At 36.1% G+C, this 23,374-nt stretch carries 18 protein-coding genes and 1 riboswitch; of the genes, 3 read left to right on the top strand and 15 right to left on the bottom strand.

Going from position 1 to position 23,374, the window contains the following annotated elements; translation table 11 throughout:
• Positions 1-6 precede the first annotated feature (6 nt).
• From EG814_RS06465 to EG814_RS06455, 3 genes are all read right to left on the bottom strand, one after another.
• Entirely contained in the window at positions 7-3,384 is a 3,378-nt protein-coding gene (locus tag EG814_RS06465) for a SusC/RagA family TonB-linked outer membrane protein (RefSeq protein ID WP_235830922.1), read from the bottom strand.
• Between the two features lie 149 nt (positions 3,385-3,533).
• The gene (locus EG814_RS06460) at positions 3,534-4,457 is read right to left on the bottom strand and encodes a FecR family protein (RefSeq protein WP_125720098.1); all 924 of its coding nucleotides are present in this window, start codon (positions 4,455-4,457) and stop codon (positions 3,534-3,536) included.
• 89 nt (positions 4,458-4,546) lie between these two features.
• Positions 4,547-5,134 (bottom strand): RNA polymerase sigma factor, encoded by a 588-nt coding sequence (locus tag EG814_RS06455; RefSeq protein ID WP_125720096.1) that lies wholly within the window; start codon positions 5,132-5,134, stop codon positions 4,547-4,549.
• A gap of 171 nt (positions 5,135-5,305) precedes the next feature.
• On the opposite strand from EG814_RS06455, the gene EG814_RS06450 reads away from it, so the two are divergent.
• Complete coding sequence (locus EG814_RS06450; RefSeq protein ID WP_125720094.1) at positions 5,306-6,055, top strand: DeoR/GlpR family DNA-binding transcription regulator; 750 nt, start codon at positions 5,306-5,308, stop codon at positions 6,053-6,055.
• Positions 6,056-6,076: 21 nt separating this feature from the next.
• Here EG814_RS06450 and EG814_RS06445 read toward each other — a convergent pair whose 3' ends face one another.
• From EG814_RS06445 to EG814_RS06425, 5 genes are all read right to left on the bottom strand, one after another.
• Positions 6,077-6,466, bottom strand: coding sequence for a VOC family protein (locus tag EG814_RS06445; protein WP_125720092.1), 390 nt, complete (start codon positions 6,464-6,466; stop codon positions 6,077-6,079).
• A gap of 18 nt (positions 6,467-6,484) precedes the next feature.
• Positions 6,485-7,663, bottom strand: a complete 1,179-nt coding sequence (locus EG814_RS06440) for an MFS transporter (RefSeq protein ID WP_125720090.1) — start codon at positions 7,661-7,663, stop codon at positions 6,485-6,487.
• A 108-nt stretch (positions 7,664-7,771) separates the two neighbouring features.
• Complete coding sequence (locus EG814_RS06435) at positions 7,772-8,392, bottom strand: hypothetical protein (RefSeq protein WP_125720088.1); 621 nt, start codon at positions 8,390-8,392, stop codon at positions 7,772-7,774.
• A gap of 223 nt (positions 8,393-8,615) precedes the next feature.
• Positions 8,616-9,755: an acyltransferase family protein gene (locus EG814_RS06430; protein WP_125720086.1), complete on the bottom strand. Its 1,140-nt coding sequence runs from the start codon at positions 9,753-9,755 to the stop codon at positions 8,616-8,618.
• A gap of 281 nt (positions 9,756-10,036) precedes the next feature.
• Positions 10,037-11,683: a DUF6377 domain-containing protein gene (locus tag EG814_RS06425; RefSeq protein WP_125720084.1), complete on the bottom strand. Its 1,647-nt coding sequence runs from the start codon at positions 11,681-11,683 to the stop codon at positions 10,037-10,039.
• Between the two features lie 179 nt (positions 11,684-11,862).
• On the opposite strand from EG814_RS06425, the gene EG814_RS06420 reads away from it, so the two are divergent.
• Positions 11,863-12,864, top strand: a complete 1,002-nt coding sequence (locus EG814_RS06420) for an SDR family oxidoreductase (protein WP_125720082.1) — start codon at positions 11,863-11,865, stop codon at positions 12,862-12,864.
• A 59-nt stretch (positions 12,865-12,923) separates the two neighbouring features.
• Here the strand turns inward: EG814_RS06420 and EG814_RS06415 are convergent, their stop codons facing one another.
• The 7 genes from EG814_RS06415 to EG814_RS06385 all read right to left on the bottom strand — a co-directional run bounded on the left by EG814_RS06415 (position 12,924) and on the right by EG814_RS06385 (position 21,575).
• Positions 12,924-14,108, bottom strand: a complete 1,185-nt coding sequence (locus EG814_RS06415) for an MFS transporter (RefSeq protein WP_125720080.1) — start codon at positions 14,106-14,108, stop codon at positions 12,924-12,926.
• A gap of 43 nt (positions 14,109-14,151) precedes the next feature.
• Positions 14,152-15,372, bottom strand: coding sequence for a DUF763 domain-containing protein (locus tag EG814_RS06410; protein ID WP_125720078.1), 1,221 nt, complete (start codon positions 15,370-15,372; stop codon positions 14,152-14,154).
• Between the two features lie 182 nt (positions 15,373-15,554).
• Complete coding sequence (locus tag EG814_RS06405; RefSeq protein ID WP_125720076.1) at positions 15,555-17,030, bottom strand: aminotransferase class V-fold PLP-dependent enzyme; 1,476 nt, start codon at positions 17,028-17,030, stop codon at positions 15,555-15,557.
• A 273-nt stretch (positions 17,031-17,303) separates the two neighbouring features.
• A riboswitch (SAM riboswitch) is annotated at positions 17,304-17,404 on the bottom strand.
• A gap of 194 nt (positions 17,405-17,598) precedes the next feature.
• Positions 17,599-18,051 carry a response regulator gene (locus EG814_RS06400; RefSeq protein ID WP_125720074.1) on the bottom strand — a complete coding sequence of 151 codons (453 nt, stop codon included), beginning with the start codon at positions 18,049-18,051 and terminating at the stop codon, positions 17,599-17,601.
• A gap of 2 nt (positions 18,052-18,053) precedes the next feature.
• On the bottom strand, positions 18,054-20,723 hold the full coding sequence (locus EG814_RS06395) for a PAS domain-containing sensor histidine kinase (RefSeq protein WP_125720072.1): 2,670 nt from the start codon (positions 20,721-20,723) through the stop codon (positions 18,054-18,056).
• Between the two features lie 209 nt (positions 20,724-20,932).
• Positions 20,933-21,136, bottom strand: coding sequence for a hypothetical protein (locus EG814_RS06390; protein ID WP_125720070.1), 204 nt, complete (start codon positions 21,134-21,136; stop codon positions 20,933-20,935).
• A gap of 103 nt (positions 21,137-21,239) precedes the next feature.
• Positions 21,240-21,575: a hypothetical protein gene (locus EG814_RS06385; protein WP_125720068.1), complete on the bottom strand. Its 336-nt coding sequence runs from the start codon at positions 21,573-21,575 to the stop codon at positions 21,240-21,242.
• Between the two features lie 211 nt (positions 21,576-21,786).
• Here EG814_RS06385 and EG814_RS06380 point away from each other — a divergent pair, with 211 nt between their 5' ends.
• Complete coding sequence (locus EG814_RS06380) at positions 21,787-23,367, top strand: FAD-dependent oxidoreductase (protein WP_125720067.1); 1,581 nt, start codon at positions 21,787-21,789, stop codon at positions 23,365-23,367.
• The last annotated feature ends 7 nt before the right edge of the window (positions 23,368-23,374 follow it).

The raw sequence follows: 23,374 nt of genomic DNA, 5'->3' as shown, positions 1-23,374 counted from the left end.
ATCTAATTATAAAGTCAAACTTAAATTGAAACCATAAGTAGCAGGCGAAGGCATTTGTCCCATTTCTATACCTGGCAAAATAGTATCTCCGTTTAGAGCCGCTGTTTCAGGATCGTAAATTGGGAAATCTGAAACGGTTGCTAAATCTCTTCCGAAAATTGAAAACTGAAGCGATTGCAGTCCTGTATTTTTCAGCCATCTTTTTGGCAGGTTGTATTGAAGACTGATTTCGCGAAGCTTTCCAAAAGAAGCATCAAAAGAGTTTGACTCGATATTGGCTCTTCGGTAATAACGAACATACCAGTCTGCAGTTTTCACCTGTTTGGTATTTGGAGCATACGTTCCATCTGCATTTTGAACTACACCATCGCCAATGATAAAGCCTTCTGCTCTACCCATTTCGTTAGAATTCAACTTTCCTTGTTCCGAAAGTTTGTGGTGTGTCTGCGAATAAATAATACCGCCGTACTGACCGTCAATTGTAACATTCATGGTGAAATTGCCGATTGAAAAACTGTTCGTTAAACCACCTTTCCATTTTGGACTTGCATCACCAATATATTGAATTTCTTCAGGATAAGCCGGAAGACCCGCATTATCATATACAATCTGTCCGTCAGGCGATCTGACAAATCCGAAACCATAAATGGCACTTGTAGTTCCGCCTACTTTTGCAATTATTGATGCTGTTCCTCCTGTACCAATAATCTGTTGTCCGTCAATACCTTCTGGCAGTTCCATTACTTTATTCCAGTTGCGTGACCAGTTTAGTGTTGTATTCCATTTGAAGTTTTCACCATCAATAATTTTTCCGCCAAGTGTAAGCTCGATTCCGCGGTTTCTCACTTTTCCTCCATTCAAAACTGCTCCGCTATAACCTGTTGAAAAATCCATCGGAATATCGATAATCTGGTTTTTAGTTACACTTTCGTAAACCGTTGCATCTGCTGTTAAGCGGTTTTTAAGCATTCTAATTTCAAAACCAGTCTCAAAACTTGTTGTAATTTCTGGTTTAAAATGATCATTATACAAAACCGTCAAAGTCTGAGCCGAACTAGGAAAAGCGCTTTGTCCGTAATATTTCTGCGTTTTATAAGGTTCTGTATCGTTTCCTACTTGAGCAAATGAAAGTCTGTATTTTAAGAAATCAATCGCTTTTGGAAGGCTAAGCATTTCTGAAATAACCGCACTCGTATTGATTGAAGGATAAAAGAAAGAATTGTTTTCTACAGGAAGTGTACTCGTCCAGTCATTTCTACCTGTAATATCCACAAAAAGCATATCTCTGTACGACATAGAAACCAAACCGTACAAACTGTTCATTTTTTTATTGGCATCGCCTAAAGTTAGAATTGGCGCACTTGAACCATTTGAAAGTTTATAAACTCCTGGCACTACTAAACCTGTTACTTCAGCTTCTGTTCTTCTGTATTTATAACTCATTGCGTTTCCTCCCGCAGAAGCCGAAAGCGAGAATTTATCTCCAAAATTTTTTTTGTATGAAAGTAAAAAGTCGGAGTTTATTTCTTGTTTAAAAACGTCCTGTCTTTCATAAAAACCTTTCGCATATCGGTTGATGCTATAAGGTCTTTTCTGCTCTCTGGTCTGGTTGTAGGTATTCATAGAAGAACGAAGCATCAATTCTAAATTGGAAGACAAAGTAATGTTAGCAAAAATATTACCTACAATTTGGTCACTGTCTAATGTATTAGTCGCTTCATAAGCAATCAAATACGGGTTATCGATGAAAGAGCTGAACGGATGCAGCTGTTCAATCTGTTCTTTACCTTTTTCCCAAATCGGACGATACCAATCCAGATCAATATTGGGCTGTTGGAAAATCATGAAATACGCAATAGAACCATTGTTGTAACCTGTAGAAGGAAGATTATCACTATTTCTCGTATTATAATTTACGGTTGTTCCCAATTTAATTCTGTCAGAAACCTGATAATTGGCATTAACCGCCGCAGTAACTCTGTCAAAACCAGTATTTGGCATAATCCATTCATTCTTCTGATTTCCAAGAGAAAGACGCATAGAACCTTTATTGTCACCGCCCTGAATAGAAATATTATTATTTAAAGTAACACCTGTTCTCCAAAAATCTTTACGGTTATCTCTATACGGCTGCCACGGAAGTCTCTCTGCAGACTGCCCTTGTACAGCAGGATCGTACTGATAGAAATTCTGCCCTGTAAAAGCGGGTCCCCACGCACTGCTCGTTCCGCTTGTTGAAGTTCCGTCTTCCGAATTCCCGTAAGAGTAATACTGATTTCCCACAGCATCTGGCGAATTTCCTGTTCCCTGTCCGTATTTATATTGATAATCTGGCCATCTTTGAATTACATCGAAAGTAGCTCCAGTATTAAAAGAAATTCCTAAACCTTTATTTTTCTTTCCCGATTTTGTGGTAATAATCAAGGCACCGTTTGCCGCACGGCTTCCGTAAAGTGCAGTTGCACCTGCACCTTTAAGCACTGTTACCGCCTCAATATCGTCTAGATTAAGATCTGAAATTCCGTTTCCGTAATCAATTGGAGAATCTTCTCCCATATACGCACTTGTAGAACCAGAAGTAGTCATCTCTGCATTTACAGGAACTCCATCTACTACAATCAGCGCGTAATTTCCTTTTGGACTCAAAGATCTGTTTCCTCTAAGGGTAATCTGCTGTGAATTTAAAGGTCCTGAACCTGTAGAAGTTATACTTAATCCAGCCACTTTTCCTTTCAATCCAGACGACCAGTTATTTGGTCTTCCTTGCGACAAATTTTCAGATTTTATAGTCTGCTGCGAAAATCCTAATCGTTTTTCTTCTCTTTTAATTCCCAAAGCCGTTACTACAACTTCGTTCAATTCGCTTGTACTCAATTTCAAGGTCACCGTAATCGGATTTGCACTAGCAGCAATTTCCTGAGAAACATATCCCATATAAGAAACCACAAGAACAGCAGAAGAGCTTACAGCAAAACTGAAATTCCCTTCCATATCGGTCATGGTGCTGGTTTTGGTTCCTTTTTCAAGAATCGTAACGCCAGGCATTGGCAAACCACTCTCGTCCAATACTTTTCCACGAACATTCATTTGAGCGCGAAGATTTTTGGTAACGGTAATGGTATTGTTGAGTTTTCTAAACGAAAGTCCTGTTTTTGTGGCTATTTTTGAAAGTACTCCGTCTAGACTTTCTTTTTCTGCATAAATCGAAATGCGCTGTGATGTTGCGGATATCTTTTCGTCAAAAACAAAAGTAAAAGTCGTTTTTTGCTCTACCGCTTTAAAAAAATCGGTAATGGTTGCATCTTTTAGATTTAGGCTTATTTGTACATCCTTAGCAGATTGTCCTAAGGCAAATCCGTTAAAGGAAAAAATTAATAAAATCATTAAGTAAAGATTTTTGATCTTTATATACTTATTGAAAAAAAATTGTAGTTTCGTGTCCATTATTACTATTAGGCTATAAATTTTATTTTTAGTCTTTTTTATGCCCGTTTCCGTTGCACCGGAAGCGGGTTTGTTTTTTTCTGTTTTTTTTACTTTGTCTGTTTTCTTATAATGATTTGGTTTTTAGTTTTATAGTTTATTTTCAGCTGTTTTAAATAGGCAATACTTTCTAATACATTTTCTAGTTTTTCATCTTTAAACTTCCCAGAAATAGTAAGATCATTCAATTCCTGATCTTCAATCACGATATCGACATTGTACCAATTTTCAATGATTTTAACGGTTTCAGAAAGTTTGGTGTTTTTAAGAATGATAGTGTTGCTGATCCAGGCAATTTTATCGTCGCTGTTTTCTGCAGAAATCTGTAAATCGGAATTCTTGATTAAATCGGCTTGCTGATTTTTGGTAATCTGCACTTTTTTTCCAGTTGGTGAAGTAACTTCAACTTTCCCTGTAATCACACTTACTTTCGTATCATGATGATTATAAGAATTGATGTCGAATGAAGTTCCTAAAACCCTCACTTTTACATCGTGCGTCTGGACTATAAAAGGTCTTTTGACATCTCTAAAAACTTTAAAATAAGCTTGTCCTGTCAGTTGTATATTTCTTGTCGTTTCAAATTCTTCGGGATAGGTAACGCTACTGTTGGAGTTTAATACAATGACACTGCCATCTTCCAGATAGATTTCTTTCTTTTCTCCTTTGGCAGTAATCTGAGTGATTTCTTTTGGTTTGAAAATAAATTTAGCCGCGGTAAACGCAATTGTAAGACCGGTAACTAAAACCGCTGCAATTCTTAGTGCTTTTCTAATTGAATATTTTTTTGGCTTCACCTGTAATTCTAAAAGTATTTTATTTAGAATGACATCGCCTTTTTCATCAGAGATTTGATGTTCTGATGACTGTTCCTGCATTTTATCAAAAAATGTTTCTACAGCTGCTTTTTCTTCAGGTGTGCAGGTACCTTCTTCGTATTTTTTTGCCAGAAGCAAAAAGTTTTCTTTTTTCAAAATATATGCTTTTATAGACAAGTCACATTTTTTGAATCAAACAAGTAGTCGAAAAAGTAGTCTTAACGTTTTCTTAAAACGAGCGTTTTTTAGTTAACATAAAAGAACGCTGCCCAATAAAAAAGAAGGAAATTATAAGACGCAGAATTTAAACGCAGCTGTTTTAAAGCATTGCTGATATGTTTTTCTACGGTATGAATAGACAGGTTTAATTTTACAGCAATTTCAGCATTCGAAAAATGATCCATTCTGCTGAGTAGAAAGACTTCGCGGCATTTTGGAGTCAGTTTATTGATCTGTTCGTTGATATTTCTTTCGAAATCAACATATTCTAAGTCGTTTAATGATAAGCCTGGATCTGGAATGGTGTCTAATATTTCAATGTGATGCTGCTCAAATTTTAAGTTTCTAAGCTGATTTGCAATTTTATATTTTACCGCTCTAAACAAATAAGCTTCAAGGTTTAGGATAATGGTGCTCGATGCATTTTTCCAAAGACTGATAAAGATTTCCTGAACCATATCTTCGCAGATTGCTTCGTCTTTGTAAATTTTAAAAGCATACGAATAAAGCTTTTTCCAATAGCGATTAAAAATAATTGAAAACGCAGTATCATTTCCCTCAAAAATCAGTTTTTGAAGTTCGTCGTCTGTCATTTTCAAAAAATCTTTTTTCATAAGAGATAAAAAAGCAAATGAAAAACATCAAGCAAAAAATACCTAAAAAGCTAATTTAACTTTATGTTAAATTACACTAAGCAAAACTGCTTCACTATATTTCCTACTTAGGTATTAATAGACAAATATTCACTAAACAATGTATATTTGCATTTATATAAACATTTTTGAATGCTAAAGGAAGAACGTTTTGACAAGATATTGAAAATGCTAAGCCGTGACGAGAAAGTCAACTACAGCGGTTTGGCACAGGAACTTAATGTTTCTGAAGATACCGTCAGAAGAGATATTGAACAGCTTCACAATAACGGACTGCTTTCTAAAGTTCGCGGAGGCGCTATTCCGATATTAAAAAATCCTTTGAGTTTTGTAGACAGAGCTTCGTATCAGACAGACAAAAAAGAAATTATAGCACTTAAAGCCCAGCAGTTTATTCACGACGGCCAAACTATTTTTATGGACGGCGGAACGACAAACTGCAGTATAGCGGCTAAACTGCCTATCGGAATTAAACTCAAAATTATAACCAATAATATTCCTTTAGTACAAGTACTTTCGAATCATAAAAATGTTGAAGTGATCTTTCTCGGAGGTATTTACAATACACAAACCCAAACCACTGAAGGCGTTAAGGCCTGCGAGGAAATAGGTTTGTATATTGCTGATATTTATCTTTTGGGCACTTGTGGCGTTGATAGCAAATTTGGTATAACCGCCAGTTTTTTTGGAGATAGCGGCATTAAAACGGCTATGTCTAAAGCCGCTAAAAATATTATCGCTCTTGCGAATGAAGAAAAACTAAATACGGCCGAGCCTTTTAAAGTCTGCGCTATGGAAGAGGTAGCGGTGCTTATAACCGATCTTGCCAGTAACGACAGCAGACTGGATGGTTACCGCAGAAAAGAAACTAAAATTGTTTAATAACATTGCGTAATTTCTTGATTAGAAAACCAATTCGATTATATTGTTTTCGGGATCAAGAATGACGCTTTCATAGTAACCGTCACCAGTAATACGGGGTTCTCCTGCTATAGTATAACCGTCTTTTCTAAAAATTTCAGTCATCTGGTTAAGTTCTTCTTTTGACTTCACTTCCATAGCCAAATGTGCATATCCTGTTTTTTGTCTTGTTACATCTTTAGATGCATTTTCAATTCCGTTCATGCACATGATTTCAATCCTGCTCCCTGATTCAAAATTTAAAAAATACGATTCAAATTTTTTGATTGTATTTATATATTTTTCCCCTGCGGATGCTTTAAAATATTTTTGGTAAAATTCCTTCATGACTTCAAGATTTTCTACCCAGATTGCGATATGTTCTATTTTCATTTCTTTAGATTTAAATGATTAAGATTTGCTTTTATTCATAAATAAAAAATAAGAGATTCCAACTCCAGCCAGAAGCAGACTGCAAACACCCAACGCTAGTCCCAATGATGAAAGCTCTGCAATAAACCCAACAGAAACGGGCCCCAGCAACTGACCAGAATATCCCATTGTTGAAATCGCGGCAACTGCGGCTGCAACTGGAACATTTTTCAGTTTTCCGGCTTCATTAAAAAATACTGGAACAATGTTGGCCGCTCCGCAACCCAAAATAAAGAAACCTAAAATTGTTAAAGAAATCCAAGGAGATAAAATGACCATTAAAAGACCAGCCGAAGCGGTAAGCGCTCCGCCCGTAACCACAGTACGATGACTTAATTTTTCTACAAGACCATCTCCAAACAGACGCATTATTGCCATAGCAACAGAAAAAACGGCATAACCAATGCCCGCCCTAGATTCATCCATTCCGCGGTTTTCGTGAAGGAATAAAGCGCTCCAATCTAGCATAGCGCCTTCCGACATAAAAACGATAAAACATAACATTCCTAAAAACAGCACGCCTCTGTTCATCCAAGCAAATTTTCCGCCTGAAACACTTTCTTTCTCTTCTGAATGTGTTGATGCTGTCTGTCTTTCGCTTGACGCATCAAATAATTTTCTGTACTGAAAAGCAACCGTTAAAAGCACTAATACAGCTATAAATACCGCTGCATGAAGAGGTTCTAATCCCGTTTTTATAAGAAGTCCCAAACCTAGAGATCCGACAAGACCGCCTACACTAAAAAGTCCGTGAAGTGAAGACATAATAGGACGTCCGTATAGATTCTGAAGATTCACGCCAACCGCATTCATAGAGACATCTACAGTTCCGATGCCTGCTCCGAAAATAAAAAGTGCCGTAGCCATGGCTGTAACATTATCTAGAAATACTAGAAAAGGCAGTATAAAAGCAATTATAAGACAAGAAACGGTAATTACAATTCTGTTTCCAATTTTTTGTCCTAAATATCCAGAGATGGGCATCATTAGTATAGCGCCTCCGCCAAGCATTAAAAGAAGCAAGCCGAGTTCTCCATCATTCAAATTCAATCTATTTTTAGCAAAAGGTACCATTGGCGCCCAGCTGGAAAGTGCAAAACCGCATACAAAAAATATGCTTTTAATGGCGGGTATCGCCTTGTTTACAGTAGTATTCATAAAATATTCAAAAAAATTATAGATTGCAATATTATGCAAATTAATGCAAAGTTGCAAATAATAGCATTTTTTTATATAAAAAAAACCGTCAACGAGACGGTTTATTCCTTACAAATGATCTAATCTTTTTATATGAATCATCTTTTTGATTTCTGATATCATTTTACGGTCGGCTGAAGAAATCTGAGAAGAAAGCACAAAACTGATGACTTTATCAATGTCTGAAAATTTATGTTCTGAATCGAGTTCTACTAAAAGAAAATCTTCACTGCTTAAATGAATCAATATATCTTCGAGTATAGGCAGAGCCATAAGGAGTTTTCCAAGTTTTTCATCATTTTTCCAGATTTTACAGGCAGTAATTAAATACTTTGCTCCTTCAGCATCACGACCATTGCGGAGATTAGAAATTGCTTTTTGAAGAATAGCTGTACTGTGTTTTTCTCTTTCTAAATAATGGTCATCATAACGCTCTGGCGTTTGATTTTTCTGAATTTTAATTGGATTTTTTAAAGAGACTTCGCCGTCAATATTTTTCTTTCTCAGTTTAACTTTTTTTTCAAGCTCATTTAAAACACTAAAATGTTTTTGGGCTAAAATATTCTGCTGTTCTTTTATGCTTTTTGAATTGCCTAAAATAATATATAGCGCCGAAGCTAAAAATGTACAAAAAAGAAAAATAGCTGCTGCTTTTACTAAGTGATTGTCAAACCATTCAAACTGGATCATAACTCAACTAAATTTAAAAGTTTGAATAAAATTTTATTGGCATGCAGGAAAAATCTCTTACTATAATCTACTGTTTCTATTTTTACAGGCATCGAATACAATAAAACAGCAGCAGCCGATTTCTAAACAGAATACTTTACCATTCTGCAAAAAACGGACGCGTTTATGGGAAGGGCTGTTGTTATTCCCGCGCGTCCGTCATAATTACTAACTTAACCAACCCTTAACTTCTCTTTAAAAAACGTTTTGCCAAATAGTTTCTAAACGGAGCATCGTAAAACTTTAATGAAACATAAGCCACCGTTATTGACAAAACAAATACTAATGCCGCCGCAGAAAAAGAGTTTTCTAGCGTCACTTTATTTTTTACTACATAAGAATAATACACATACAAAATCGGGAAATGTGTAATGTAAATAGGATATGAAATGTCTCCTAGAAAGGTGCATACCTTTTGCATGGTTTTTCCTTTTAAGGTTCCAGATGCTCCAATATACACGATAAGAGGAAACATTATAATGATCATAAGCGAATCGTAAATTCCGTTCATCCATAAATTTTCGCTTCCGCCTACTCTTGGAAAAGCCAATACGATAGCAATAAGAACACTGCTCAACACAAAGGTACCGCCCATATTTCCTGGTTTTGTTAATCGTCTAAGCAGAATTCCAGCAAGGAATGGAAAAGCCAGTCTTGTAAAACCAATTCGAAGCTGTGCGGGATCAAGTGACCAACCTCCAATAATATCTCCATGACTGTTTGTAACAGCAAGATGGATTAGAAAAAAAGCTGCAATTAAAGTCAATATCCATAAAATGGTGTTGGATGCTTTTCTAAGAAAAATAGCGTAGACAATATTGGCAATATATTCGAAAAAAAGCGACCAAGCCGGACCGTTTAATGGATACATTTCTCCCCATCCTCGAATATCTAATGAACCTGGAACGGGAATTAAAAAGATTCCCAAAACTAGAACCAACAGCATTTTCCATAACGGAGTGCCAGCTACAGCAGGAAACATATCTGATGCGCTTGGATAAAAACACGCAGCACCGAGCAACATCCCGATTAAAATCATAGGATGAAGTCTGATTAGCCTTCTTTTAAAAAATTCTTTTATAGACATCTTTCCCCAACGGTCGTCATACGCATGTGCAATTACAAATCCTGAAAGAAGAAAGAAAAAATCGACAGCAAGATAGCCGTGGTTAATAAGCTGTTTGGTATGGTCGCCTCCAGAGAATACTTCGAGAATATGAAACGCGACTACGATTACTGCCGCAACTCCTCGAAGTCCGTCCAGTATTTCATAATGCTTTTTAGAATCAGGAAAAATTGATTCCTGTACAGATTTTACATTCATTTATTTTGGGTTTTTGGTTATATAATTTGTTAGTTCAAAAGTTTAAATCCTTTTGTGCAAAACTATAACGATATAGTATTGTTTTTGCAACCAAATTTAAAAATGTAGGCGATAAAAAAACATAAAAACCTAATAAACAAACACTTAACAATTTAGATACCTAAAAAAAAGTAGTTTATATAGAGCCAAAAATTGAGCTTTCGAGAATGCAAAACACCTCATCATCAGTCCTACAAAAGTATATTGGCTAAAATAATAGCAACCGTGACTGCCTTTAAAACTTAGGATTCACTGTTTTCTGCCATTCCAATTTTCTGAAGTCTGAATTCAAATTCTTCTTTAGATAAAGAAGTGCGGTTTCTCACCTTCGTTCTGTAATTATAAATAGTACTCAACGAGTAGCGAAGAAACGAAGCAATCTTGACACTGTCTGAAAAACCAAGACGCTCTAAGGCGTAAATTCGGAGTTCTGGGTTTAAAATTTCTCCCTCTTTTAAAATAATACGCTCTTCGGGAAGGAGTAGATTATTAAAATCAGAAACAAAATCGGGATAAAGGCTAATAAAAATTTCATCAAAACGACGGTAAAGTTCTTGAAGTTCTTCGTCAACTAGATTACTCGAGCGCAGCATCAATGATAATTCCTCAAATTGTTTGCTTAATGCTTTTTTATTGAGTTTTATTCTGTATTCGTCCAATTTTCCAATATAAGAAGAACACATATCAAAAAACTGTGCAATATAAGTCTGCTTGATTCTATTGGCTTCATGAAGTTCAATATTGTATTCGCTAAGCTTATTATTTGCTTCCTGAATATCAGAATTAACGATTTTTAACTGTTCAGAAGAAATAGAAAGCGCTTCTTTAATTTTGGAGATTTTTTTCATCTGCCTGTAAACATAAACAGCAGTAACCAGCAATCCGGCACTTAGCATCGTAATGGCAAAAATCAATAAATGCAGTTTGTTTTTGTTTTCTTCTTCTCGCTCCTGATAAACCGTATTGATAATAGAATAAAACTCGGACATCATCAAAGTTCTGAATTTGACATTGCAAAAAACGGCATCTTCCAACGCTGATTTGGCATAACGATACGCCTTGTCAATATCGCCGCGATAATAATTGTAAATAGCCAGATTCTGAATCGCTCCGTGATCTTTTACGCCGTTTTCAAGATCGGCAACCGCTGCGAGTCTGTAATATTTAATTCCTTCCTGCTCTTCTTTAAAATGCATTTTGATGTCTCCAAGTAAATAAGTATACATTGCATAATCGTAATCTCTTTTGGTGCTTTTATTCAAAAGTCCGATTAGCAATTTCTGCGCTTCTGCATACTTTTTATTATACATTAGCTTTTGCGCCAGGTTTATCTTGTATTTATTGCTTTTAGGATCTAAAACTCCTAGCAGAGAATCTCTGTAAACTTCAATTTGTCTACGATAATGCGTGTTTGGATTATTGGTCGCGTAATGTTCAAAAAACTGACTGTAAAACTCATAATATTTAGCTTTTAAGTCATTCGGAAGTTTACGACTGTCTATTTTTTCAAGAATTGATCTCGATTCTAGAAAACTTCCGTTTGAAGAATATAGGTTGGAAAGTTCAATTAAAGCCTGATTTTCTTTATAAGAATTATACGGTTTTTTGGCAATTAATAAGTTCTGACGAATGAAGTAAAGCGCCGAATCTATTTTATATTTTCTATATTCTTGATATAATTTATTGTTGATGGCGTACACGGCTGCGCTACTATTTTGTTTTTGCAGCTCTTTTCTATATTCGCCTGTTTTTTTATCCTTCCTTACAGTGTAAACATTCTTTTGCGCTAATGCTTTTTCTAAAGTGATTGCTTTTGATACGGACTCTTGGCACACACCATTAAACATCGAAAATAGGCAAACGAAAATAAGAATATAAATTTTCTTCATCTTAGAAGGATATTAATTTAATGCAAATATATACAAATTAGCATGTTTTTGTAAAGAGAGGCTTTTTAAAAAATATAATTATAGATATATAAAACGAAATAAAAATTATATAAAATACTGTAATTCAGCTTCTATAGATTTGATTTTATGAAATTTCAATTAATTACAAATCAAATGTTATGGAAAACAAAAACAAAATTTCCCGTCGCTCTGCCATTACTGGAATGGGTGCAATTTGCTTAACGACTGCTTTCACTCCAGTTATCGGAGCCAATTTTGAGACCGATGAAAGAACAGCTGTTAAACCTGAAGATCCAAAAACGAAATATCCTAAACCTCCCTTTAAAGAACAATCTCAGCCATGGCCAGGACTTGCAAGTAAAATGGATCCGCGACCAGATCACGGTGAAAAAAGCTATAAAGGCTCTGGGCGTTTAAAAGGCCTAAAAGCTCTTATTACTGGAGGAGATTCTGGAATGGGTAGAGCTGCTGCTATTGCCTATGCAAGAGAAGGTGCCGACGTAGCTATAAATTATTACCCAACTGAAGAAGAAGATGCAAAAGAAGTCATTCAGCTTATTAAAGCCGAAGGCCGTAAAGCAGTTGCAATTCCTGGCGACTTACGAAGCGAATCGTTCTGTACCTCATTGATAGAGCAGGCGGTTAAAGCACTTGGGGGATTAGATATTTTAATTAATAATGCGGCGCATCAGCAGACTCATGCTTCTATTCTGGATATTTCAACAGAAGATTTTGATTCAACAATGAAAACCAATATCTACGCTCCTTTCTGGTTGATAAAAGCAGCTCTTCCACACTTAAAACCTGGATCTTCCATTATTGGAACCAGTTCGGTACAGGCTTATGCTCCAACTGAAGATCTGTATGATTATGCACAAACCAAGGCCGCTACAACAAATTATATCAAGTCGTTGGCAAAACAATTAGCTCCAAAAGGTATAAGAGTTAATGGCGTGGCGCCTGGACCAATATGGACTCCATTGCAGGTAAGTGGCGGCGCTACGATGGAAAAATTAAAGAATTTTGGAGGCGATACTCCATTAGAAAGACCTGGACAGCCAGCAGAACTTGCTTCTATCTATGTACAACTTGCCGCAACAGATGCTAGTTATGCAACTGGACAAATTTATGGTTCTAGCGGTGGAGAAGGAAACCCTTAATTCAAAAAAAATTGCGGGCAGAACGTCTCAGCCTTTGAGACGTTCTGCTTTCATTTTGACTAAGAAGACATTTTAATTTTCCTTTTATTTCTACCCCAATACATAAGATACAATATTCCTAAAGCGAAAACTATAATATCAAATTTTATAATCTGCGGAATTCGCATAATTTGATCGCTGTAATAACTTCCTCCCAAAAGTGCACCGCAGCCAATTCCAAGTTCCATCGAAATATACATCGTTGCAACCGCTTTTCCTCGGTGTTCTGGATTACTTAAATCAATAGTCCAAGCACTAATTGCAGGAGATAAAATACCCGTACCAATTCCGTAAATTCCTGCTCCGACTAATAACATCTGAATATCTGTTCCTTCACTAATTACAAAAAGAGCACAAGCAGTTATGATTAATCCTGCCATTATCACTTTTGGGCGGCCATGTCTGTCTGAAACTTTTCCTGCTCCAAAACGAACTAAAACTGAAGCTATGGTAAAAGCAGTAAAAAACAATCCTTTATTTGTAGCGCCCAAATGTTCGCTCCAATCTGGAATTAAAGTCAATATAAGTCCGAATGCGGTATAAGAAAGAAACGTGATAATTCCTGCTGGAAATACGTTTCTATCTACAATATCTTTTCTGCCAATACTAAACATCGATCTGTTCAACTTTTCTTTCTTGGCAAGGGTTTCTTTCATATTGAATACAATTATGATAGACAAAAATGCCAGAAACGACGAACTGTAAAACATGGCATTCATTCCGTACAGATTCACAATCATACTGCCCAGCGCCGGTCCTAATGCGCCACCAATGCTAAAACACAAGCCGTGCATTCCAAGTGCTTCTCCCCATCTGTGTTGCGGAATAATATCTGCAACATAAGCCGATGTCGAAGTTGGTTTAAATCCTGTAGAAAAACCATGAACCAAACGCAATAAAAGAAATCCTGAAACAGAACTCAAAATAGGATAAAGAAATCCGCAGATCACGCAAACCGATGAGCCAATTGCCATAACAGGTACACGCCCCCATTTGTCTGTAAGCTTACCGCTAAAGGGACGCGAGATGGCTGCTGTTAAAGTAAACAAAGAAATAATTAGTCCTTTGTATTCTGCTCCTCCCAAACTGCTCAAATAATTGGGAAGCTCGGGTATCATCATATTAAAGCTTGATGAAAATAATAAGGAACTCAAGCAAAGTAAAATGAATTGTAAAGTATAAATTGATTTTTCGTTTTTTGGCATTATTGAACTTTTAAGTAACTGAAGGCTGATAGAAAATTATTGCTTAAAATAATTCCAGCTGATTGTTTGGTGTAATTGGTTTCTTTTTAGGAGGTTTTGCATCTCCAAAAACGGTTCTTCCTCCATATTTATACGATTCTTCTCTTTCTCTCTGAATCAAGGCATCAAAATTGGAATTTGGCGTAAAGCTTTCTTCTGCTTTTCGCGAAATTTCAGATAGTTTCTGAATCGCGCTCAGTTTGTCGCTATTCCCAATTTTAGCACGATTAATTGCTCTTTGAAGCGTGTCTATGGTTTCGTCGTAAATTTTTACGGGAACAGGAAACGGATGTCCGTCTTTTCCGCCATGAGCAAAAGAAAAACGCGCTGGATCTTCAAATCGTGTTGGAGTTCCATAAATTATTTCGCTTACCAAAGCTAATGACTGCAAAGCTCTTGGTCCCATTCCTTTCAAGAGTAGCAGTTCTTCAAAATCTTCTGGTTTGTTTTCGTGAGTTGCCCAAAGCATGGCTCCTAATCTTTTCATATTCACATCTTCCATTCTCACATCATGATGCGCGGGCATAGAAAGATGCTGCATTTCTTTTATGATTTTAACTGGAGATTCTTTTACCACTTCTAAAATGCCTTCTCGAGATTTTGTCGCAGCGCCAGCAGTAAGGTTTAAAATAGGGCCTTGATTTTCGCCATAAATAAAAGTATGCGGTTCGTTTATAAAAGACTTTAAGTCTTGCGAATGCCAATGATATCTTCTAGCTGTTTGAGAATTCGGATTCATTCCCTGCTGAATAACCGCCCACTGCCCTTTGTTATCCACAATAAAATTATGCTGGTACAATTGAAATCCGTCTTGAATGGCGGTGTTGTCTAGTTTGGCGGTCAATCGGCTGCAATCGGCTAGATTATTTCCGTCGAGACCTGTTTTTTCTCCAACAAATAAAAGTTCCTGCGGCGTTGCCATAGAATGTTTTCCTTTGCCTCCGCAGATATAAATTCCGAGTTCTTTTGAATGTGGATTAACCGATTTTTTTAGTGCTCCAAGCACCGAAGTGGTAATTCCAGAAGAATGCCAGTCCATTCCCATAACGGCTCCAAAACTCTGAAACCAAAACGGATTGCTTAATTTGCTTATCACTTCAGCAGTCGAAAATTCCATCGCAATGGTTTCTACAATTGCTAAACCCAATTTAGACATTCGTTCGGCAAGCCACAATGGAACATGTCCATAATGTAGAGGAAGATCTGCTGTGCCCGAACGTTTCATTTGCTAGAATTATAATCCTGCAAAAATACTTCTTTTAATTGGTAATTATAAATTGTGAATTGTTAATTGTAAGTTGCGAATATCTAAAAACCCGACAGGTTTTTAAACTTATCGGGTTTAACAAAAAAAACAAAAACTTAATTCCGCAGGATTACTGACTAGATATTCCTGCGGAACATTTACTACTCAACTAACTTAAACCATTCTTTTACCTCTCTCGCGATGTTATCTTGTATATCCGGATTTTCAAATTCATTGGAGACGGGATTATATTCGTAATCTTTCTTCCAGTTTTTATAATTTAAAGCTATTTTTTCGATAGCATCGCAGATATAAAAAAGTTCTTCATTACTCATAATCGGATGCAGCGATAAACGAACCCAGCCTGGTTTATTGGTCTGATTTCGCTGCAATAATTCATTTGTAATTTCAGCCGATTTCTTTTCATTTATATTGAAGAGATAATGCGCATAAGTACTCGCGCAAGACCAACCGCCTCGAACCTGAATTCCGAAACGGTCATTTAAAAGACGTACAATCAAATTGTAATGAATATCTTCTATCACAAAAGAAACACAGCCAATTCGTTCGGCCTTTAAATCTCCTAAAATGGATAATCCTTGTATTTTCTGAAGTCTTGAAAAACAGAGATCAAGCAATTCTTTTTCTCTTGTTTTGATATTCTCCACTCCCATTTGCTCTTTTAATTCTAAAGCCAAAGCAGTTCGAATAACTTGCAAAAAACCTGGAGTTCCGCCATCTTCTTTAACTTCTATACTATCGCTATAACAATATTTCCCCAACGGATTGGTCCATTTTACATTTCCTCCTCCCGGATTATCGGGAAAATCAGATTGGTATAATTTTTCATTAAAAACTAAAATACCGCAAGTTCCAGGACCACCCAAAAATTTGTGCGGAGAAAAGAAAATTGCGTCCAGTTGTTGTTCTGGATCTTCAGGATGCATATCGATTGTAACATACGGTGCAGAAGCTGCAAAATCGACAAAACAAAGTCCGCCGTTTTGATGCATGATTTTGGCTAATTCGTGATAAGGCGTAATAATTCCGGTAACATTCGAGCAAGCTGTAAACGAACCAATCTTTAAAGTTCTATCGGCATATTTTTTTAGGACTAAAGAAAGCGCTTCTGGACTTACTAAATTATTTGCATCTGGCTCCAATATTACAACATCGGCATTTGTTTCATACCAAGAAACCTGATTAGAGTGGTGTTCCATATGAGTAATAAAAACCACAGGTCTGTCTTTATCTGGTTTTGATCTTAGCGCCATAATACGCTGCAGTTTGGATAATGCTGCCGTCATTCCGCTTCCCGTTGTCACCAAAACATCTGATTTGCTGGCATTAACCGATTTTTTTATAATATCTCGCGCATATTGATATGCATAAGTCGACGTTTTGCCGGTCTGACTTGAAAGTGAATGCGTATTGGCAATCATTGGACCAATTTTATGAAGCATTATCTCTTCAATAGGAGCGTATAATCTTCCGCTGGCAACCCAGTCGGCATAAACTAGATTCTGTTCGCCATAAACCGATTCGAAAGTATGATCAATTCCTACTGTGTTTTCTCTAAACTTAGAAAAGTAACACTCCGATTCTGTTGGTTTTACTGTTGGTTCAATAACATTCATATCCTTTACATTTTTAAATTAACTAAATTGTATTGTTGTATTTTTCGCTCCAATCTTGTCATTCCGAGTAACGAGGAATGAAAGATTAGGTCTTAATTTTATTTCTAAAAGTGTTTTTAACGTAGTTTTTCATTCTTGTCCGTATAGTTTTTTCACGATTATTATTTCTTTAGAATCAAAAAAGTTTGCAACTTGCTTACAAGATTGATTCTGTTTTCAATAAAAAATTAAAGATTTAACATTGATGATCTTAAACAGATTAACGGAGAATCTTTCTTATCTGCCCGCATACGGCGGAAGGATTTAGCACCTTATTCGGCAACAGGTTGCTAAGACTTCAATGGGCCTATTCCCTCAGTCTTTCTGGATAAGTATCATTATATAAATTTTCTACATTACAAATATATACTAATTCTACATAATTAGTATAATTTAAAATACATTTTTTTATTTTTTTTATTAAAAGCATTTTCACACGCTTAAAAAACTAAAAAACAAAGGATTAAAAATAGAGTCAAATTTTATACTATTTTCTTTTTATAAAAAGAAGTTGAGACGTTTCTGCTTCTTAAAAAGAAAAAACATGCAGGTATCTATTTTTTTCAAAATTGGGAAGCGCTTCTTTTAATCCGTTTTCGAGATTAGAAGTAATAAATCGAAGCACTTGTTTTAAATCGTTAAAATTATTTGGCTTAACAAAATAACAGACAGCCCCAAGATTTGCTGCCGTGTCCATATCATTTTTATGCGAAGAGGTAGAAATCATAATTACAGGGATTTCTTTGTAACGCTCATCCGATTTTAATTGCTTCAAGCATTCCCATCCGTTTAAAATTGGCATATTTAAATCTAGAAAAACAACACCAGGAATTTTATCTTCATTATGAAGCAATTTTAGCGCTTTATCTCCATTTTCAGCACAGTGGCAAATAATATTTTCATCAATATCAGCCAATGCTTCACAGAACATTTCTGTGTCGTCGCTATCATCATCGGCTAACAAAATTATTTTTTTGCCCATAATTAAATGTCTTTTTCTTTTTGTTCAAATGGCAGCGTTACAATAAAAACAGCACCATTATTAGCAATTCCTGTAGCGGTAATACTGCCTCCATGACGTTCTGCTATTTTTTTGCAAAGAGACAAACCTAAGCCCGTTCCTTCATAAGCATCTTTAGAATTAAGGCGGGTAAAAGTTTCAAAAATACGTCGCGTCTGGTCAAGTTCAAAACCAATTCCGTTATCTTCTACAGTAATTATAGCAATTCTTTCACCATCTTCCACCTTTTCTGTTGCTGTAACAGTAATTTTGGAAGGCGTATTTTCTTTAGCAAATTTAATAGAATTATTAATCAGATTATAAAATAACTGATACAGTAAAACAGAAGCGCCTTCGAGAACTGGAAGTTGTTCGTAATAAATCTTACCGCCTGTTTTTTGGAGTGCAATTTCGAGATCGGTTTCTATATTTTTAATGACTTCATTTAAATCGACTAGAGTAGCTTTTTGCGAATCGGCATTGATTTTAGAATAGGCCAGCACGCCATCAATCATATTAAACATACGATCTGCAGCGACATGAACTCTTCCAATATATCGTGTTGCCGCTTCATCTAATTTTCCTTCTAAATGATCTTCTAAACGGCTTACAAAAGTTTTTATTTTTCGAACAGGTTCTTTTAAATCGTGCGACGCAACATGCGCAAACTGCTGTAAATCGTCATTAGATCGCTGCAGTTCTTTGGTACGTTCTGCCACTAAGATTTCTAGTTTTTCGGTAATAGATTTTTGTTCGTGAATATCGGTGCAAGTACCAAACCAAGTCGTAATAATTCCCTCTTTATCTCTAATAGGAAGCGCTTTACTCAAAAACCAACGGTATTCTCCAGTAGTTCCATTTTTTAAACGAAACTCCATTTGATATGAAGTGCCTGCATGAACACTTTGGTACCAAGATTTTAAAACCCTCGAAGAATCATCTGGATGGATCGTTGGAACCCAGCTGGAATCTCCATATTCATCTTTGCTAAAACCTGTATATTCGTACCAGCGGCTGTTATAATAATCTGTAAATCCGTCTGGTTGTGCTGTCCATATAATCTGCGGAACCAAATCTGCAAGCTGCCTGAATTTCTCCTCACTTTCTGCAATTACATTTTGAAGTTCTTTTTGTGAAGTAATATCACTTGCGGCGCCAAACCATTCTATTATTTTATTATTCTCGTCTAATATCGGCACCACTCTCGAGAAAACCCAACTCACAGAATCATCTGCATTGATGACTTTGTGTTCCATTTCGAAAATACTTTTCTCTACGATAGATTTAGAAATAAGATGCACCGCCTGTTCCAGATCACTAGGATGCACAAATTTATCCAACCAATTAATGCCATAGCCGCCAGCTCCTGACAGTCGCCCACCGCCTTCCAGACTGTGCATTACCATCCAATCAGAATCCATACGGTAAACCAAATCAGACGAGGCATTGACTAGGGCTCTAAAACGGCTTTCGCTTTCTTCCATTTTCTGACGTGCCACAACCTGCTCGGTAACCTCAACCGCAACTTGAATCATTCCGGTTATCTGACCATCTTCAATTAAAGGTCGATACGCCAGATTATAATAATAGTTTTTTACTTCTCCTGTTCGATTGTGCGTTACCAAAACTTCACTCTGGTCAAAGGGAATTCCTTCATCGTAAACCTTTAAAACCTGCTCCCAAACATATTGTCCTTCGAGTTCTGGCAAGACATCAATCAATCGCATGCCTATAATTTCTTCTCCTCGGCCAATCATCTGCAGCATGTGTTTGTTAATCTGCTCAATAACAAGATCGTCACCTTTAAGCACTAAAGTTGGTGCTGGTGTCTGATGAATCATTTTTCGGAAACGATTCTCGCTTTGCTGTAATTTTTCTTCGGCTTGTTTGCTTTCTGTAATATCTCGAGTCGTTCCAGCAACAACCTCAACTTCTCCTTTATCGTTAAATACTGGAACTAAAATATAATCATAAATTCGTCTTCCCAATTCTGCATGCGGAAAAGAAACAGTTCCTCTCACCGATCTTTTTTCAGCAATAATAGTATCTATTTCCCGCTCATGCATTTCGGCATGCCATTCTTCATAACCATTTTCTCTTAGTCCTTGGCCTATAGCATCTTCTGCCGATTTACCCCACATACTTAATAAAGCTTTGTTTGCGTACGTGAACTTGTAATCAAGATCAAATACGTAAACCAAATCGGGGGTTGCATTTATTATGGAATTATAAAGTCTTTTTTGTTTTTCTGCTTCTGCCAATGCATTATTCAGAGCCGTTTCTGCTTCTTTTTTTTCGGTGATATCTTCCATAGTTATCACCAATAATTCCTCTTGTTTTACGACTGTAAATTTAAGGCAGTATTTTGCGGCCTCGTCTTGATACGATTGCTCAAAATTGGCTGCAATTCCAGTTTCTGCCGTCTCAATAAGTTTTTCAAGAATGGCGCCTTGTATTTTAGAAAAAACGCTACTGAATCTTTTTCCTTTGTAGTCTTCATTTTTGAACCAATTTATAAAGTAGGTGTTTAATAAGAGTATCGAAAAATCTTGGATCTTGTTTTTGCTATTGCGCAATGATTTTAGAACTGCAATACCATTTGGCGCAGAATTATAAACGGTCTGAAAAAGGTCTAAATTATTTATTAGCTCCATTATCGTATTGAGTAAGAATACTTTCTAATGTTGTTTTTGGATGGAAATGGCATATATAAGTGGTTAATTCTTCTCAAATATAGATAAAAAACGCCATTACTTAATTGTTTATTAAAGTGAATTTAATCTTCTTTAAATTCTTTAATAAAAACATCAAAAAAAGCCGAATCCTAAAAGATTCAGCTTTTGTTTGCATTTATCAAGAACTCTTATTGCTTGATAGAATCAGCTGTAACTGTTGTTGTGGTATCCATATTAATGGTATCGACTTCAGGACCAACTGTATCTATTGTATTTTGAATACTATCATTCTCATAAGACTCTACTGTCGTGCTCTCATTCTTTTTGCAAGAAAATACTAAACCTGCAAGAAGAATCAAGAAAGCGGCTCTTTTCATAATCTTCGTTTTCATACTTATATTTTTTAAATGAATATCTTCTTTTATAATAGTATAAAAATAACCGTTTTATAAATGTGATATTTACACAATTTTAAAAACTTCTTATATAATAGAATTACTTCCTTTTATTTTTTATTGTATCTCTTCCGAGTCTCACACTATCTTTTTGCAAACCGGCAGCACTTGTATAAGTCGAGCCATCTTGCGAGCTTTCTCCCGGTCCGCTTCCTGTTCCAGCGGTACTTTTAGATCCATTTTGTTGTGTGGTTTCAATATTGGTAGAAATATTTTCTTCCGTTTTTATACTATCGGTATCGGTTTTTGCACTATCTAGAGGCGAGATAGCGGTGTCAATTTCGTCACTATATCCGTCTTGGTTGTTTTTACAAGAAAATAATAGTCCGCTAAAGATAATTAGAATCACGATTGTAGTTTGCTGAATTGCTTTCATAATAATTGCTTTTCGATGTTTAAACTTGTTTGATTTCGTAAAAGCTAAGTAACTATTTATAAAACGGTTACGTTTATACCATTTCTTTTTATTGTTATATAAAATCATACTGGAAATCCTATAAAATTTTAGGAACAAATCTGTAAGCCTTCTCTTATTTTACTTATTAGCTTTGATTTTGAATGAATTAGCATCTTAAAAAAGAATGATAATGAAAAATCTAAATCAAAATATAAACGAAGGCAGTATCTCCTCTGGCGATAATGTTTCTTTCTGGATTGATTCTACAAATATAATTGCCTGCGAAAAACCAAATCAGGATGTTAAAACTGAAGTTCTAATTATTGGAGGCGGTATTGCCGGACTTACAACTGCTTACAAACTTTTGAAAACAGGAAAAAAAGTGGTTCTAGTAGAAGATGGTTTCATTGGCAGCGGAGAAACCGGACGAACCACGGCTCATTTAACTTGTGCGCTAGATGATAGATATTATTATCTGCAAAGTACTTTTGGAAAAGAAAATGCAAGACTTGCCGCCGAAAGCCATACCGCTGCTATTGACGAAATTGAAAAAATAGTTACCGAATTACATATAGATTGTGACTTTGAGCGCGTAAATGGCTATTTGTTTCTTCACCCAAATGACAAAGAAAAAAATCTCGACAAAGAGTTTGAAGCTACTCAAAATGCAGGATTAGAAACAGTTCTTTTAAATCATACTCCTTCTCTAGCCGATGCTCAGGATCAAAGATGTTTGGCATTTAAGAATCAGGCGCAGTTTCATGTTATGCATTATTTAAAAGCCCTTTCTAAAGCGGTAATAGAATTGGGAGGAACTATTTATACCGAAGCTCACGCAGAAAATATAACCGATAAGGGCGCAACTGTAAATGGTTATAATTTTTCTGCTCAATATATTGTGGTGGCAACCAATACGCCAATTAATGATGTTTTGACCATGCATACCAAACAGCACGCTTATAGAACGTATGTTATTGCAGGGAAAATTCCGAAAGGCAGTCTGCCACACGCTTTGTGGTGGGATACTGGAGATCCAGAATCGAAATGGGTCGCACAGCCGTACCATTATGCAAGATTGCAAAGCTTTGATGACGAATATGATTTATTGATAGTTGGCGGAGAAGATCATAAAACAGGACAAGCCGATGAAGAAGGAGTTTCTGAATTTTCGCGCTACGAACTTTTGGAAATCTGGGCTAAAAAATACTTTCCTCTTTTAGACGAAATCAATTATAAATGGTCGGGACAAGTTATGGAACCTTTTGATTCTTTAGGCTTTCTCGGAAGAAATCCTGGAGACAAAAATGTTTTTGTAATTACGGGAGATTCTGGAAACGGAATGACTCATGCTACGATTGGAGCTATGATTATTACAGATATGATTGATGGAATTAAAAATAAATGGCAGGATTTATACAGTCCGTCACGAATCACTTTTAATGCAATTGGCGATTTTATCAAAGAAGCTGGGAACATGGCGTCGCAATATCTCGATTGGATTACAGCATCTGATCTTAATAATACCGCCGATTTAGAAGCTGGAGACGGTGGCATTCTTTCTGTCGGATTACGCAAAATTGCGGTTTATAGAGATTATGACAAAACCTTACATGCTTTTTCAGCGGTTTGTCCGCATTTGGGTTGTGTGGTCCAATGGAATTCAGACGAAAAATCATTTGACTGTCCTTGCCACGGTTCAAGGTTTTCCTCTGATGGAACGGTAATTAATGGCCCTGCCAAAAGCAATTTAAAAGATCTTAAAATTAAATAATTATAAA

Origin of the sequence: Flavobacterium ustbae, assembly GCF_003946915.1 — a bacterium.
Taxonomy (GTDB): domain Bacteria; phylum Bacteroidota; class Bacteroidia; order Flavobacteriales; family Flavobacteriaceae; genus Flavobacterium; species Flavobacterium ustbae.
The sequence above is the reverse complement of the archived record's forward strand: the minus strand, read 5'-3'. Positions and strand labels throughout refer to the sequence as shown.

Coding starts and splice junctions, on each gene's coding strand:
- EG814_RS06410 (WP_125720078.1), bottom strand. CDS start 15,372: ATGAAACGTTCGGGCACAGCAGATCTTCCTCTACATTATGGACATGTT.
- EG814_RS06390 (WP_125720070.1), bottom strand. CDS start 21,136: ATGAAAACGAAGATTATGAAAAGAGCCGCTTTCTTGATTCTTCTTGCA.
- EG814_RS06465 (WP_235830922.1), bottom strand. CDS start 3,384: ATGATTTTATTAATTTTTTCCTTTAACGGATTTGCCTTAGGACAATCT.
- EG814_RS06445 (WP_125720092.1), bottom strand. CDS start 6,466: ATGAAAATAGAACATATCGCAATCTGGGTAGAAAATCTTGAAGTCATG.
- EG814_RS06440 (WP_125720090.1), bottom strand. CDS start 7,663: ATGAATACTACTGTAAACAAGGCGATACCCGCCATTAAAAGCATATTT.
- EG814_RS06415 (WP_125720080.1), bottom strand. CDS start 14,108: ATGCCAAAAAACGAAAAATCAATTTATACTTTACAATTCATTTTACTT.
- EG814_RS06420 (WP_125720082.1), top strand. CDS start 11,863: ATGGAAAACAAAAACAAAATTTCCCGTCGCTCTGCCATTACTGGAATG.
- EG814_RS06455 (WP_125720096.1), bottom strand. CDS start 5,134: ATGAAAAAAGATTTTTTGAAAATGACAGACGACGAACTTCAAAAACTG.
- EG814_RS06400 (WP_125720074.1), bottom strand. CDS start 18,051: ATGGGCAAAAAAATAATTTTGTTAGCCGATGATGATAGCGACGACACA.
- EG814_RS06435 (WP_125720088.1), bottom strand. CDS start 8,392: ATGATCCAGTTTGAATGGTTTGACAATCACTTAGTAAAAGCAGCAGCT.
- EG814_RS06380 (WP_125720067.1), top strand. CDS start 21,787: ATGAAAAATCTAAATCAAAATATAAACGAAGGCAGTATCTCCTCTGGC.
- EG814_RS06395 (WP_125720072.1), bottom strand. CDS start 20,723: ATGGAGCTAATAAATAATTTAGACCTTTTTCAGACCGTTTATAATTCT.
- EG814_RS06385 (WP_125720068.1), bottom strand. CDS start 21,575: ATGAAAGCAATTCAGCAAACTACAATCGTGATTCTAATTATCTTTAGC.
- EG814_RS06430 (WP_125720086.1), bottom strand. CDS start 9,755: ATGAATGTAAAATCTGTACAGGAATCAATTTTTCCTGATTCTAAAAAG.
- EG814_RS06425 (WP_125720084.1), bottom strand. CDS start 11,683: ATGAAGAAAATTTATATTCTTATTTTCGTTTGCCTATTTTCGATGTTT.
- EG814_RS06450 (WP_125720094.1), top strand. CDS start 5,306: ATGCTAAAGGAAGAACGTTTTGACAAGATATTGAAAATGCTAAGCCGT.
- EG814_RS06405 (WP_125720076.1), bottom strand. CDS start 17,030: ATGAATGTTATTGAACCAACAGTAAAACCAACAGAATCGGAGTGTTAC.